Origin of the sequence: Flexithrix dorotheae DSM 6795, from assembly GCF_000379765.1 — a bacterium.
Taxonomy (GTDB): domain Bacteria; phylum Bacteroidota; class Bacteroidia; order Cytophagales; family Flammeovirgaceae; genus Flexithrix; species Flexithrix dorotheae.
Genome location: NZ_KB903430.1, coordinates 112,514 through 126,078 on the forward strand (window position 1 = coordinate 112,514; position 13,565 = coordinate 126,078).

The 13,565-nt window shown below is 38.0% G+C and carries 14 protein-coding genes; 1 reads left to right on the plus strand and 13 read right to left on the minus strand.

The features are described from left to right. Positions 1 to 50 precede the first annotated feature (50 nt). Positions 51 to 959 carry a sugar phosphate isomerase/epimerase family protein gene (locus A3EM_RS0100465; RefSeq protein ID WP_020526185.1) on the plus strand — a complete coding sequence of 303 codons (909 nt, stop codon included), beginning with the start codon at positions 51 to 53 and terminating at the stop codon, positions 957 to 959. 132 nt (positions 960 to 1,091) lie between these two features. On the opposite strand, the gene A3EM_RS0100470 is transcribed toward A3EM_RS0100465, so the two are convergent. From A3EM_RS0100470 to A3EM_RS0100530, 13 genes are all read right to left on the minus strand, one after another. Beyond that, entirely contained in the window at positions 1,092 to 1,517 is a 426-nt protein-coding gene (locus A3EM_RS0100470; RefSeq protein ID WP_211211932.1) for a hypothetical protein, read from the minus strand. Between the two features lie 238 nt (positions 1,518 to 1,755). Continuing rightward, a complete protein-coding gene (locus A3EM_RS0100475) occupies positions 1,756 to 3,033 on the minus strand; it encodes an enolase C-terminal domain-like protein (RefSeq protein WP_020526187.1) in 1,278 nt (425 codons plus the stop codon). A gap of 25 nt (positions 3,034 to 3,058) precedes the next feature. Beyond that, positions 3,059 to 3,688, minus strand: a complete 630-nt coding sequence (locus tag A3EM_RS0100480; RefSeq protein ID WP_020526188.1) for a CatB-related O-acetyltransferase — start codon at positions 3,686 to 3,688, stop codon at positions 3,059 to 3,061. Between the two features lie 10 nt (positions 3,689 to 3,698). Next, positions 3,699 to 4,688 (minus strand): leucine-rich repeat domain-containing protein, encoded by a 990-nt coding sequence (locus A3EM_RS0100485; protein WP_020526189.1) that lies wholly within the window; start codon positions 4,686 to 4,688, stop codon positions 3,699 to 3,701. Between the two features lie 116 nt (positions 4,689 to 4,804). Then, positions 4,805 to 6,217, minus strand: coding sequence for an ADP-ribosylglycohydrolase family protein (locus A3EM_RS0100490; protein WP_245576477.1), 1,413 nt, complete (start codon positions 6,215 to 6,217; stop codon positions 4,805 to 4,807). A 105-nt stretch (positions 6,218 to 6,322) separates the two neighbouring features. Then, positions 6,323 to 7,300: an NAD(P)-dependent alcohol dehydrogenase gene (locus A3EM_RS0100495; protein WP_020526191.1), complete on the minus strand. Its 978-nt coding sequence runs from the start codon at positions 7,298 to 7,300 to the stop codon at positions 6,323 to 6,325. Between the two features lie 42 nt (positions 7,301 to 7,342). Continuing rightward, positions 7,343 to 8,095, minus strand: coding sequence for an SMP-30/gluconolactonase/LRE family protein (locus A3EM_RS0100500; RefSeq protein ID WP_020526192.1), 753 nt, complete (start codon positions 8,093 to 8,095; stop codon positions 7,343 to 7,345). Between the two features lie 22 nt (positions 8,096 to 8,117). Next, on the minus strand, positions 8,118 to 8,255 hold the full coding sequence (locus A3EM_RS47390; protein ID WP_020526193.1) for a hypothetical protein: 138 nt from the start codon (positions 8,253 to 8,255) through the stop codon (positions 8,118 to 8,120). A 120-nt stretch (positions 8,256 to 8,375) separates the two neighbouring features. Further along, positions 8,376 to 10,007: a GH35 family beta-galactosidase gene (locus A3EM_RS0100510; RefSeq protein WP_085948275.1), complete on the minus strand. Its 1,632-nt coding sequence runs from the start codon at positions 10,005 to 10,007 to the stop codon at positions 8,376 to 8,378. A gap of 185 nt (positions 10,008 to 10,192) precedes the next feature. Next, positions 10,193 to 11,335: an FAD-dependent monooxygenase gene (locus tag A3EM_RS0100515; protein WP_020526195.1), complete on the minus strand. Its 1,143-nt coding sequence runs from the start codon at positions 11,333 to 11,335 to the stop codon at positions 10,193 to 10,195. A 185-nt stretch (positions 11,336 to 11,520) separates the two neighbouring features. Next, the gene (locus A3EM_RS41115; protein ID WP_020526196.1) at positions 11,521 to 12,189 is read right to left on the minus strand and encodes a DinB family protein; all 669 of its coding nucleotides are present in this window, start codon (positions 12,187 to 12,189) and stop codon (positions 11,521 to 11,523) included. A 79-nt stretch (positions 12,190 to 12,268) separates the two neighbouring features. Beyond that, positions 12,269 to 13,117, minus strand: a complete 849-nt coding sequence (gene blaOXA, locus A3EM_RS0100525) for a class D beta-lactamase (RefSeq protein WP_083925168.1) — start codon at positions 13,115 to 13,117, stop codon at positions 12,269 to 12,271. Positions 13,118 to 13,148: 31 nt separating this feature from the next. Further along, complete coding sequence (locus A3EM_RS0100530; protein WP_020526198.1) at positions 13,149 to 13,526, minus strand: DUF3703 domain-containing protein; 378 nt, start codon at positions 13,524 to 13,526, stop codon at positions 13,149 to 13,151. Positions 13,527 to 13,565 lie beyond the last annotated feature (39 nt).

Here is a 13,565-nt window from a genome sequence, read left to right on the forward strand (position 1 = left end):
ATGGCTAAATAATGAATGCCAATGGGGGTCCAAGTGCTAACTAAATCGAAATGAAAAATTCAAAAAGAAAGTTCATCAAATCACTGGCCTTGTTGCCTGTTATTCCCTATTCCACGAATATTGGAAACAAAACAAAACCAGGCAAATTTTCCCACCTTTTTAAGCTTAGCTTAAATCTTTATTCCTTCAACAAACCCTTAAGGGATGGAACTATTGATTTATTTGATGTACTGGATTTTTGTGCCCAACATAATTTTGAAGGGATTGACCCTACAGGCTACTATTTCCCCAATTATCCTGACGTTCCTTCTGATGATTTCATTTATCAGTTCAAGCGAAAAGCCTTTCTTTTAGGACTGGACATTACCGGAACCGGGGTACGAAACGATTTTGTAAGTCCCGATCCGGAAAAAAGAAAGGCAGATATTGAATTGATAAAAAAATGGATTGAGGTTTCTGCAAAAATGGGCTGTCCTCATGTTAGAATATTCCCTGGTCATCAAACTTATGAAGGTTATTCCAGAGAACAGGTTTTTGAATGGATGGCTCAGGACATTAAAACCTGCTGCCAGTTTGCCGGACAGTTTGGGGTGATGGTTACCATCCAAAACCACAATGGTTTTCTGAAAACTGCTGATGATGTTGATCAACTTTTTGGAATGATTGATTCTCCATGGTTGGGGCAAAATCTTGATATTGGGAGTTACAGGCAAAAAGATCCTTATTTGGAAGTAGCGCAAAACATTAAGCACGCAGTTACCTGGCAGATAAAGGAAAACGTCTGGATAGATGGAAAAGAAACCCCCACGGATTTTGTGAAATTATTCAGGATCATCAAAAAAGCCGGATACCGTGGTTACTTACCACTGGAAACCCTCGGGGAAGGCGATCCCTTTCAAAAAATTGAAAAACTGCTAGTGAAAGTGAGGGCTGCATTGGATGAGGTTGAGAGAGAATAAAACAAAATTATTATTGAGCTTAAGTATGCATGACGCGTATGCTAAAATGCATACACCTGCTCGAAAAAAATCCTTTTTTTTATAATTCAGCGAGACGCTGAACACATTTTAAAGTACAAGTGGACACTTGCGCTAGTATGCTGCTTGGGTTATTAACTTAAAAACAGAATAGCCAAATACAGCTACCCCACCTAATAATAATAGAATAAAATGAATATTTTGTCTTAAATCTAATAGAATAATTCCCTGGTCTGATTCTTCTGAAATTATTAATTTTACAGACTCCCCCTCTTCCCAAAAATATTTTAAATTCCCTATGTTTATTTCCTTTGGAATAATTTTCCCCTTATCTTCAAATTCAATTTTCATATGGCAAATCCAATCCCCATCTTCACTATCATCTCTAAATCCTACTATTTTACCAATTTTTACTTCTTCCTCTTTAGGATTATATATTTTATATAAGGTCAAGGTTTGATGATATACACACAGGAAGGAAAAAATCAAAAACGACAAGTAAATTAAAGTCATAAAATAACAGTCATAATTTATTCTCACTCAAAATTTTAAAGTCACTTAAGCTAGCGAACAAGTTTCACATGTCCTAATTTTACCTAACCAAGCTAAATTATTAGGATTACAAAACAAAAATCCTTTCCATTTAATAGCTTGATTTAATGTTTTACGCCACCCGCTGGATAACGCGTGACGCGTGTGCCAAAATGCAATTCCAGTCCTTAATCCATTTGAATAATTTCCAACACCTGACCTCAAATTTCTAATTGGTAAAAAACCATTACCCCACCTCCATTTTCTCCACCTTACTTTCATCGAACTCAATCCCAAAACCTGGTTTTGTAGTCATGGGTAATTGCCCGTTTTCTGTTAATGGAGGATTCTTTTGGAAATGCATTTTTGAGGGGACATGGTTGATCAGATATTCTGCCCTGGGACAAACCGCTGGCGATTGACTTGCCACTACATGCATAGCCGCATGCAGATTATGTCCATGGGGGAAAACTCTTGCCCCAAATGCACTTGCCAAATGGCAAATTTTCACCAATTCACTTACGCCACCACACCATTCCGGATCTGCCTGAACCACCTGAATGGCCTTTGTTTTTAAAAATGGCATCACTTCCCATCGGTTGTAAAAATGTTCGCCAGTCGCTACAGGAATGGTGGTTTTTTCAGCTAAACTTTTAAATTCTTCCATTCTGTCGGTAGGGAAAGCTTCTTCTATCCAGGCCGGACTGTATTGTTCTACTGCTTTTGCCCATGAGGTAGCGTAAGGCAAATTCCAACTCATAAAAGCATCAAACATTAACTCGGCCTCCCAACCAACTGCTTCTCGCAATTCTTTCACCAATTCAATGTTCTCCTGAAGGCCTTTCGTGCCCTGCCCAATTCCGTTAGCCAGAAACCATTTTTGGTGGGTAAAACCTGCATCAAAAAGTGCCTTTGCTCTTGGCCCTGCCTTGCCTTTTTCTACGGTATAACCCAGACAACTTCCATAAACCGGAACAGAACTTACTTCCTGGCCTCCTAGTAATTGATAAACTGGCACACCAAATTTTTTAGCTCTTAAATCCCACAAGGTATTGTCAATGGCACTAATTGCCATCATAAAATGTCCGGCTCGGGCATGTCGGTTTTTTCGGTACATTTTATCCCATATCTGCTCTACGGCAAGCGCATCCTGGCCAATCAAAAAATCTCTTAACTGATCCATCACTGGATTAATGGCTTCAGGATCAATATACCCATAAATTCCTTCCAATCCCTCTTTTGTTCTTATCCTGAGGTAATGATGCGTCATTTTCCATGGATTGGATTTTTTATTTTCTTCCCGATAAGGCTCCGGTCTGTGTTCAGTATATAAGTGTAATGGTTGTGCCTGATATTGGAAATTTGAACCATTGTAGGTACCACTCAATTTTAGGATTTCTATCGCTTCGATTTGATTGCCTTCCTTGCCTGTTTGTTCATTTAAAAAATGCTGGATGGGAAAGGGAAGAAAAGCAAATACGGAAGATTTCCCCAAAAGGGATAAGAAAGAACGTCTGGATGTCATGGTAGGTGAATAGTTTATAGTTCAGTTAAATAATAGATTTCAATTTCTCAATATCATTCCCTGTCAAGGCCTGCAGGTATTTGGTAATTTTTTCTACTTCCCAATCCCACCATTTTAGTTTTAGTAATTCCTCAATCACCTCATCAGCAAACCGTTTTTTAATTTCTTTGGCCGGATTTCCACCTACTACGGTATATGGAGGAACATCTTTCACCACAGTCGCATTGGTAGCGATTATAGCGCCATCCCCAATTTTCACCCCGGCCATAATCGTGGCATTATGTCCAATCCAGACATCATTCCCAATGATAAGGTCTCCTTTATGTGGATATTCCCTTCCCTCCATGGCATTTTCCCAACCTTTCCCGAATATAGCAAAAGGGTAAGTGGAAAAAGCATCAGTCAGGTGATTAGCCCCATTCATGATGAAAGAAACTCCGGAAGCAATCATGCAGAATTTGCCAATAATCAGTTTATCTCCGGTGAAATCGAAATGGTATTTTACGTTCTTCTCAAAATTTTGAACATCCTCAAAATCATCATAATAGGTATAATCTCCTACAATGATATTAGGATTGGTGATGATATTTTTTAAAAAACAAAGACGCTCGTAGTTTGCTAATGGAAATTTCGTGTGTTTGTCTGGTCCTGTCATAGGTTAATTTTTATTCAACAGACACCAAATTAGGCAAACATTTTAATTTTTCTAATTCTCCCGAGTTAATTTTTCGTTCGCTAAAGTAGAATTTTTGGAGCTTTTCCAACTTGCAAATATCTCGGGGAAAAGTAAAGGATGAGGCACAAATTTCCCCAAGACTACCAATACACATCACATCAATATTGAGTTCTTCCAATTCCGAAAGATTGGTAACAGATTCGGGAAGGGACTTAAAATTATTTACAAACAAATTCAGTACTTTCAACTTGGTTAAATTCTCTATTTCCTCAGGAATCTCCTCCAACAATTGCCCCATGAGATGAAGTTCTTCCAATTGGTTTAGTTTACAAATAACCATTGGGAATTCTTCCAGAGTTTCCCCCACAGGCACTCCCTCCGACCAGTTATTATCAAGCCCCAAATAGCTCAGCTTTTGAAAATTCGAAAATTCTTTGGGCAGGGTTAATAGCCCGTTTCCACCAATATCCAGCACATCAAGTTGTTGAAGTGCACATATGTTTTTCACGCTTTCAGGACTTAGCTCATTGTGAAAAAGGTGCAATTCATCCAGCTGTGTAAGCTGCTTTATGGCAGAAGGAATTTCCCTGATATAATGGTACCTTAAATCCAGTATTCTCAATTTTTTCAGGTTGAATAACCCTTCTGGAAGGCTATCCATAAAGAAAATGTCTTCTTCCAGGAATTTTTCCATATAACTATCCCCTCCCCTAAAATAAAGTTCTTCCAGGCCGGCTAATTTTGTAATGACAGCTGGAAATTCATTAAAATTATTTCTGCTGATGTCCAATACTTTTAATTTGGTAAGAGTAGAAATTTCCTTAGGCAAACTGGTAAGTTTCTGGTCATAAAGGGAAAGTTTAATTACTTTTTCAGGGGATTGCAAAGCTTCTTCAATTGATGAATACACTCCATTCTCCTGTCCATAGGATGTGACTACAAAAAATAATAAAGTTAAAACAAAAGCTATAGGTTTCATGAGTCTGAGTTTTTGGCAATCAATGTTACTCAATTTAACCTTTTCTTGGGAGAATAGCTATTTTAATCCTTTCTGATTAAGCAATTAAAATTTTAATTTCAATAGAAAAATTCTATCTACAAAGGTCGAATTTCAGTACTCATTTCCGGGATGTACCAGACATTATTTTCAAGATCAACGCCCCCACCCAGATTTTCCTGCACCACCCTGTCAACAATAAAAACACCATCTTCAGCAATTTGCTCAAAGTTATCTATGCCATTACCGGGGAAATTTTGCCGGGTTCTGTGGATATTAAATTTATTGGAGAACCGGCTATTAAAAGCCTTCTCTATTCCCTCTTTCCCAATCATAAAACCAATTAATCCACCCCAGGTGGCAGTAGGATTGTCAGAATCCCAACCAGCCAAAGTTCCTATTTTTACAGTTTCCTTAAAATCTCCCTCTCCATAAAACAAACTTACCAAGCTTGCTGCATAGTTGATCCCTGCAGCAAAACAGCCATTGCAAGGCAGGTTTTGTGAAGTGATGTCATACCCATCCATTTGCTCCACCTGATACCTTACATACACTGAATCACGGGTTTGTGCCCAGGGCAAACCTTCTTCATATTTTCCTTTCACATATTCATACATTTTTGCCGCATATGAATCTTCCGGGAGCCTTTTTCGCGCTTCCTCCGCCATCCATTCCATTCTTTCCTTCATAGGCAAACCCACATCCGCTTTTGAAGCCAGGGAATACATGATCACGTAAAATTCTGCAATCCAGGCCGCTTCTCCACCAGCAGAAGTTCTGATAGGAAGGGAGGCCATTTCCAAAGCAAAATCTGGTCGGGCAGGTGCATAAAAGCCAAAAATCTCAGTAGTAAGTTGGGCATCGATCATTTCGTAATGCTCATTTTTATCCGGATCACTTGTGGCCGGAGGAATCACTCCCTCCTTCATCAGGTCCAGGACTTTTTGATTGGAAACCCATAAATAATTTTCCTCTTCCAACTTAATATGTTTCAACCAACCCTCTCTAATCTGCGCTCCAGTTAACAGGCTGGTTTGGTGGGTTTTCAGTAAATGCTGATAAATATATTCAATATCAGTATCGTCATCTGCCCCCCAGACTTCATTTTCTCCCCTTAATACAAAATCAATAGTAGGGGATAAATCACTTGGATTTTCAGACCAAATATTTGGTAAATCAGGTTTTCCCCAATCATCAGGGCCATAAAAATCTCCAGATTTTAAATCCCCAATATTCCCCACTTTATCCATTTCCGTAACCAGACCTGTCCAGTTGGCAATGCATTGTCCCAGCCAGAATCCATACAGCTGATCAAAATATTTTTCTCGGGAAATCACCATATCCGTGGCCTTTTTCTCATAAGCTTTATACTCCATCTTAGGATTGGAAATCACAGATTCTTTCGGAAGTTCATCTGTCTTTTTACTTTGGCAGGAAAAGAGAAGGGTAAAAATGAAGATGGGTGAAAGATAAAGTTTTATCATTTGCCTAAAGATTAGTAGGTAGTTCATTTTCAAGCTCATGGATTAATGTAGAAAAATAATGGTTCCATGAATGTAAGGATAGGGTTAATTTTTTCAAAGGATATTGAGGTTAATTTTAAGGAAGAAAAACCATCAAACCCTAATCACCACTTTCCCTTTAGCCAAACCATTGCCCAAATAACTAAAAGCCTCAGCTCCTTCATTTAATGGGAAAACTTTATCGATCATCGTACGGATTTTATTTTCTTCTATTAAGGAAAGAATGTGCTGAATATCTTTCTCATTTTGTTTATGAGCCAAAATGCCCAAATCCTTTTTACCAGACATTGAAATTAAAGAACCGAAAATTAAGGTCTGAAAAATCCGATTTAAAGCCCCACCTACCATCACATACCTTCCGTTTGCCTTTAAGGCTTTTTTCAGGTCAAAAATGGACCGATAGGCCACAAAATCAATGATTAAATCATACTGACCTTCAAACTGAGTAAAATCTTCCTGTTGGTAATCAATTACGTTATCTGCTCCAAGTGAACGCATAAACTCCTGTTTCCCGGCATTATCCACACCAGTAACTTCAGCTCCATAAAGTTTGGCCAATTGAATACCGAAAGTTCCGGCTCCTCCTCCCGCCCCATTGATCAGCACTTTCTCTTCTTTCTGAAGCTTTCCCTTATCTCGTATGGCCTGTAGGGCAACCACTGCAGCCTGAGGAATAGCTGCCACTTCCTCAAAAGACAGGGAAACTGGTTTTTTAAGTAATTTATCCGAAGGAACTGTCACAAACTCAGCCAGGCAACCCCACCTTTCAAAAATATCCCCGAATACCTCATCTCCCTGCTTAAATCCCACTACCTTAGCCCCTACAGCTTCTACAATTCCGGAGAAATCTGATCCCAAAATCTGATACTTTGGTTTAAACATTCCCCACATTCTGGTATACAAAGGAACTCCTCTCAAAAACTCTATATCCGATGCATTTAATGAAACTGCTTTTACCTTTACCAGGACCTCATTTTCATTTGGCAAAGGCTTATCCTTTTCTCTTAATTTTAGCTCATCAGGAGAACCATAGTTTTCGTAAACCAGTACCTTCATTCTTTTGGGTTTCATGGGATTTTTAGTACTCAATATTAATATCTCCTAAGCATAAGATTACTGTTTAAGCGCAACAGAATAAATCTGACCAGCCATCATATCTGGGAGTAATAACCTGCCTTTATCTTCCTCTAAATAAAAGTCGGCTGCAGATTTTAAACCTTCAATGAGCACTGTCGATTCTTCAGTTTTACCATCGATTTTCCAAACTTTTCCTTGTGCCCAACTACTGACATAATAATTCCCCTGGCTATCTTGTTCCACTGCATCAGCCCCTCTAAACTGACCTTTCAAAGGAGTTAATTTACCATCTCTCATGACTAAAAAATTACCAAGGAAAAATCCTCCAACCATTATGTTTCCATTATTATCTACCCCTACTCCATTTGGATTCAACATTAAGGGAAGAGTATCCTGGGAAATAGACACAGATCCATTCAAATCGATATGATAAATACGACCCAATTGAGGGACCATTCTGGCCTGCTCACTATCAAGAGGCCACAAATTATTATTTTCATCCCGCATATATTGCGTTGCCCCCATATCAGCTATATAGATTCCCTTTGATTGAGCATCTACAGCCACATCATTCAGATACAAAACCTCTTCCGGGAAGTGCTCTTTATTCACAAATTCGGTTGCCTTACCATTTTCATCTACTTTCCAGACTCGTGTTAAATCCGAAAAGTACAGATGGCCGTCTAAAAAAACAATCCCTTTAGGCTCATCAAAACCCCTGGCAAATACTTTTACCCCCTTTTCGGAAATTTCCACCACTTCACCATCGCCCTCTTCTTTTCCATTCATAATGGTGACATAATAATTACCATCAAATACTTTCTGGTTTCACTCCAACTTCTACAGGAAATTGAATTTCAGAAGAGGATGTACATCCTGTTAATTGCAACATTGACGTTATCACAATTCCCGCTAAAATTAGTTTCAAACCATAAAATGACTTTTTCATTTTTCTTTGTTTAGTTAGTGATGAAAATCTATTGGGTAATTTATCCCCTAATTTATTAATAAAGAGAAGCTATTTGTCGGACAAAACAAATTAGGAACTAATCCTAATTTGAATATTTTTCTATTCATATTCATACAATGTAAATCTTTGAATAGAAACATCATCCACAAATGACCTTATATGCCTTCCCTGATGGGTTTGATCTCCATTCAAATGTTGATAAACTATCCATTTGCCTTCTTTAAAATAACCACGGTCAGTTTTTAGAATACCTACTCTTGTATCTGTTTTTTTCAAATTTGTAAAGGTAAGTGAAACACCAAATCCGGCATAATAAAACTCCTTTTCATCAGTCTGGATAATTATTGCCCCAGATGGCTCCCATTCCTCTGCCTGAGCATTGGGTTCCCATCCTAAATTGAAAGTATGTCTGGCCTTAAATTCATAATCTCCCAAAATAAAGGTCATTTCTTTTACATCTTTATCTAATAATACCCCTTCCACTCGGTTTTGCCCTCTGTATTTATCCAAAACAGGCTTGAATTGTTGAAGCAAATCATAAACTTTTGCCAGTTTATCTTCTTTTGGGGTAAAGGGAGTTCCAGGAATTTGCTCAATAGAAAATGGGGAAAATCCCATAGCTTCATAATGTCCAATTGCAAATAAAGCTTTGGCTGCTACCGAATTGTCAAATCGGTGTTCTGGAATAAACAAAGGATTATTTTGTCTTACATATAAATCACACCAATGCTTAAAATCAGGATTATAAAAATCCGGGGCATAAAAATCAATATTTGGCGAACCAGCCTTCCAAACATCCAAAATATGAGGAAGCGGTCCTGCACTTGGATATCTCCCGGGTTCCCAACCAGTACGATTCAAAGCTGCGTTTACAAATGCGGGTAATGCATATTCTTTTTTACCAGCAGCACAAACCTGATCAGTATAACGGGCATAATAATAAGCCATGAAAATTTCATCTGTGTGTAGTCCTTTTCCAAAAACCTCTTCCCAATTCCCTTTGGTTTTAAATCCGTTTTTTTTCCAGATTTCCTTAAATTCAGGATTCAATTTTTCTTTATGCTTTTTTAAGTAATCCATCAATTCCCCGGGAATTTCTTTCTCAAATTCAGCATTGGCCAATAAACTGTGATCTCTGGCCGAAGGCAACATTCCAATTTCATTTTCAGGCTGCATTAAAATAACTGTTTGATCAGATTCATCCACTTCCCTGATATGTTTCAATAGGGATTGATAGGCATTCAAGTCAGCATTTAAATTATTTACTGAAAATGGAGTTAGAATTTCCTGGCTCTCACCAGATTCACTTTTGGCTCTTGGGAAACGTTTTTGATCCAACTTCACCCAGGCAGGCACATGGCTTGACATGCTATTTTTCCAGGCTCCAAACCATAATATTACCAATTTCAATTCGTGTTTTCTGGCTTCCTGAATTAAATTATCTACCAGATCGTAATCAAATTTTCCTTCCTCCGGCTCTAGCAACTCCCAATAAACAGGGAGCAAAACAGTATTCATATTCAGGTCCTTTAGCCTTTGCCACACAGGTTCCATTGATTCCATAGTACTGGCTGTTGAATTTCCCAATTCGCCTCCAATCATTAAAAATGGTTCTGAATTTACCACCATCTGGTATTGATCTCCTTTTTTTACCAACCGGGGAATACTGTGTTGTGCAAAGCTTGGTGTACGTATTATTAGAAATAATAGAAATATTACGCTACTCTTCATAAAAATTTGCTGCTGGATCATATTAAAACCTTTCATCAGTTATTACACTTTTACCTATTCTGCTATTGAAGCACTAAAATTTATTTATGGGGAGAACTTTTGGTAAATATTGAATTTCAGATGGAAAAAATACATTGAACATTAAAATTCAAGCTTAAAAAAAATTAAAATTCAAAACAATTTATTCAAAGGAAATCAAGCTGAAATATCCTTTCCGATTGTTTCCTATTCAGCCTTTTAGGCGTCATTTTCATCAACTGATTTCTCATAAAAATAGCCAGTGGATTTTCCCAATGTGCTATTTTTCCCAATGTCCAGCTTGTTTTTACTACCTCGTGCGCCTTGGGTTTCCTTAATTTTTGGTATTTGGCAAACGCCTCATCCCATTCATATTGCTGCATACATTCGGATAGTACATAAGCATCTTCAATAGCCTGACAAGCTCCCTGCCCCATATTTGGAGTAGTTGCATGAGCAGCATCTCCCAAAAGACAGACTTTGCCCTTGTACCAGTTTTTTATCGGAGATAAATCGGAAATTTCAGCTGCATGAATTTTATAAAAGGGGGTAGTTTCAATAATATTCCTGATTATCGGATGATAACTTTTAAAATATTCAGCCAGCCTTTCCATAGCATAATCAGATTTTTCAGTTTTCAAAGTCTTCAAAGCATACCAATAAACTTTTTGAGGGGCAATTTGAACGAAGCCAAATCGATCTCCTTTTCCCCAGGCTTCATTTAACTCATTTTGATATTGCTCAGGAAGTTCGAAATCTGTTACACCCCGCCAGCAAACCTGAAATGCATTCCGTGTTTTATTTTCCGCAAAAAGGGAATTTCTCACCACGGAATTCAACCCATCGGCACCTAATAAATAATCGCTGTAAGTACTTTCACCATTGTTAAATCTCAGCTTAAAACCCGTTGGATTTTCCTCTACACTGGAAAGTTCATACCCCGTTTTAATAATTTTCTTATCCAGATGATTCAATAAAATATCTTGCAGTTTTCCCCTGTGAATGGCGATATTCTGTACTTTGTGTTTTCTTTCAAAATACGACAAATCAATGCTTGAAATTGGTTTTAAACTGGCTCTGGTGATGTGCATAGCAGAAATGGGATTTCCACAAGATGCAATTTCTTCTCTTAACCCCAGCTTTTCAAAAACCTGCATGGCATTATTGGCCAAAATTATCCCTGCCCCAACTGTTTTGAATGCCTTGGCCTGTTCAAATATTCTGATTTGTATTTCCTTTTGGGAAAGCGCAATGGCAGTGGTTAATCCACCAATTCCTGCTCCTATGATGTCAATCGACTTAGTTTTCATTTTCAGGTTTTCAATTTTATTTCATTAAAAATAATGGCCTTATAAATTGATCAGGCTTTTCCTCCAGTGATTAATTTAATTAGACGAAACCCCTAACTCATATCCAATGTAAAATATGGTGAAAGGTGGCAATTCATGCTGAGCATTACCAGCATTAACAATGAAGACCCGTTCAGGTAATAATACTACCTTTCCCCTTTTTGCATAGAGGGAAGACGGCTTTTTATGAATTTGAATTGCCCATTATGATTAGATTCGTGTTCACAAACATGAAACCATTTGCAATAATTATTGGTAGGCCCCCAGAACCAGTCCTGGTCTACTTCCATCAACCAGTTGTCATCCCTATTGGCTAACTCTTTTAAAGTTTGCGCCCTTACATCACTCAGCTTTTGGAGATAAAAGTCTAAATCATTTCCCTTAATGCTTTTTCGGGCCTCCTCTCCAAGAGCAGACGCCATATTCCAGTCCCTGACATCCTTTTTGTCCCATTCGCCCCATTTTCTACCTTCAAAAGTATGAATTTGATAAAACCGCTCAGTAGCTGCCAAATGCCACAACATGGCTCCAATTGAATTTGCTTTTTCATCAATCAGATAATCCAAATCTTCCACACTCATACCTTTCACCGGACCCAAGATCACCATTCTCATCCAATTCAGCATGGAAACCAAAGTACCTATTTGAGGGCTGAATCCTTCCCTGGGGCCAAAAACATTGATTTCTTCCTCACTTAAAGTGGATTGAGAAATGCCAGGTTGGGGCATAGTCAACAAGCCACCTGTACCAAAGGCAAATAAGGAAGACTTTTTAATAAAGTTTCTTCGCTCATTAATAGTTTTTTGATTTTCCATGTGATTGATAATAGTTTAAAAAAAATGATACTTTTTACTCAATTGGGACATTCAGTAAAGATAGAGATTTTATTCGCATTCACTTGCCAGGTTTCATTATTCCCATTTGTTCCAAAGCCCTAAAAGTAATTTCTTTTCTAACCTTCGGAAAATCATTCATATCAAACTCTTTTCCCGGCTCCACATTGGTCGCAAAAAACCATGTATTATTTTCCAGTTCAATATAACCCACAAACCATCCATTATCCTTTCCTTCACTTATTGACCAGCCCGTTTTCCCACTGAGTTTGTATTCCTCATTTTCTTCCATTACCATCATGTCTTTCATAATTTCTTTTGTTCGTGGAGCAATTGGAAGCTCCGGTTGGTAAAATCTTTTAAGGAAGTCAATTTGTTGGAATTGGGTAATACGTGATGTTCCTTCCAGCCAGAACATATCTATATTTTCTGCATGCACTTGGATATTGCCATAGCTGAATTTATTCAAATACTCATTCATTCTTCCTGCTCCAATTTTCCTAGCTACTTCCTGGTAACAGGGGACACAGGAAAAGTGAAATGCCTCCTTAAAAATTAAATCCTGTTCCCAACTTTTTAACCATCTTTTTTCCCCATTCCATTTAAAAAGCGTGCTGTCATTTTCAACCACTCCGGTTTCCAGGGCAATAATGGAGTTGGCTATTTTAAAGGTAGAAGCTGGTAAATTCCCTTTATTTGCCCAGTCAAAATCATTGGAATAATACTGGTCATGATTAAGATCGTAAATTAAAATGGAGCCATTTACCCCAGCGGTGTCAATAATTTTCTGGAAGGATAATGCTGTGATTTCCCTTTCAAGTTTTACTTCTTCCTTGGCTTCTGAAGCACTTTGTTTCCCCTGACAGGAAAATAGAAATACCCATACAGCAATTAGGAGATATGTTTTCATGGATGATGATTGACTGATTGAAATTTGAATATTAGGAATGTGAAAGTACACCATTTTGAAAAATTCCCTGTATTTCTTTTGGGATTGGGAAGGTTTTTAGTGGAGGTACATTTGCTCCCCCAGGGTTACCTACCGGAACTTTCCCTACAAAGGATTTTACACCCCCCACCAACAATCTGGGAATTTGCCCAATAACTTCCTTCAGACGCTTAATTTTGATCCCAAAAATCAGCATTTTCCAATGTACAAAAGAATGGGCAAAAGGATATCGCTGCCCGATAATATGTGCCCGCTCCAAATGATTCCAGGCATTTTGCAAATGGCCCTGGGAAAATTCTAATCTATATTTTTCTAATTCTTTTTCAAAAAAGGGTGTCAGGCCTTTTGGCATGGAAATGTAAAATTTCATTGGCGAGTCATTTAAGTTTTTAGTTCGGTTTAAATATGG

Excerpts from the sequence above, each read along its gene's own strand:
- A3EM_RS0100485 (WP_020526189.1), bottom strand. The coding sequence starts at position 4,688 with ATGAAACCTATAGCTTTTGTTTTAACTTTATTATTTTTTGTAGTCACA.
- A3EM_RS0100500 (WP_020526192.1), bottom strand. The coding sequence starts at position 8,095 with ATGAATGGAAAAGAAGAGGGCGATGGTGAAGTGGTGGAAATTTCCGAA.
- A3EM_RS0100530 (WP_020526198.1), bottom strand. The coding sequence starts at position 13,526 with ATGAAATTTTACATTTCCATGCCAAAAGGCCTGACACCCTTTTTTGAA.
- A3EM_RS0100495 (WP_020526191.1), bottom strand. The coding sequence starts at position 7,300 with ATGAAACCCAAAAGAATGAAGGTACTGGTTTACGAAAACTATGGTTCT.
- A3EM_RS0100510 (WP_085948275.1), bottom strand. The coding sequence starts at position 10,007 with ATGAAGAGTAGCGTAATATTTCTATTATTTCTAATAATACGTACACCA.
- A3EM_RS0100490 (WP_245576477.1), bottom strand. The coding sequence starts at position 6,217 with ATGAACTACCTACTAATCTTTAGGCAAATGATAAAACTTTATCTTTCA.
- A3EM_RS0100515 (WP_020526195.1), bottom strand. The coding sequence starts at position 11,335 with ATGAAAACTAAGTCGATTGACATCATAGGAGCAGGAATTGGTGGATTA.
- A3EM_RS0100465 (WP_020526185.1), top strand. The coding sequence starts at position 51 with ATGAAAAATTCAAAAAGAAAGTTCATCAAATCACTGGCCTTGTTGCCT.
- A3EM_RS0100475 (WP_020526187.1), bottom strand. The coding sequence starts at position 3,033 with ATGACATCCAGACGTTCTTTCTTATCCCTTTTGGGGAAATCTTCCGTA.
- A3EM_RS47390 (WP_020526193.1), bottom strand. The coding sequence starts at position 8,255 with ATGAAAAAGTCATTTTATGGTTTGAAACTAATTTTAGCGGGAATTGTG.
- A3EM_RS0100480 (WP_020526188.1), bottom strand. The coding sequence starts at position 3,688 with ATGACAGGACCAGACAAACACACGAAATTTCCATTAGCAAACTACGAG.
- A3EM_RS41115 (WP_020526196.1), bottom strand. The coding sequence starts at position 12,189 with ATGGAAAATCAAAAAACTATTAATGAGCGAAGAAACTTTATTAAAAAG.
- blaOXA (WP_083925168.1), bottom strand. The coding sequence starts at position 13,117 with ATGAAAACATATCTCCTAATTGCTGTATGGGTATTTCTATTTTCCTGT.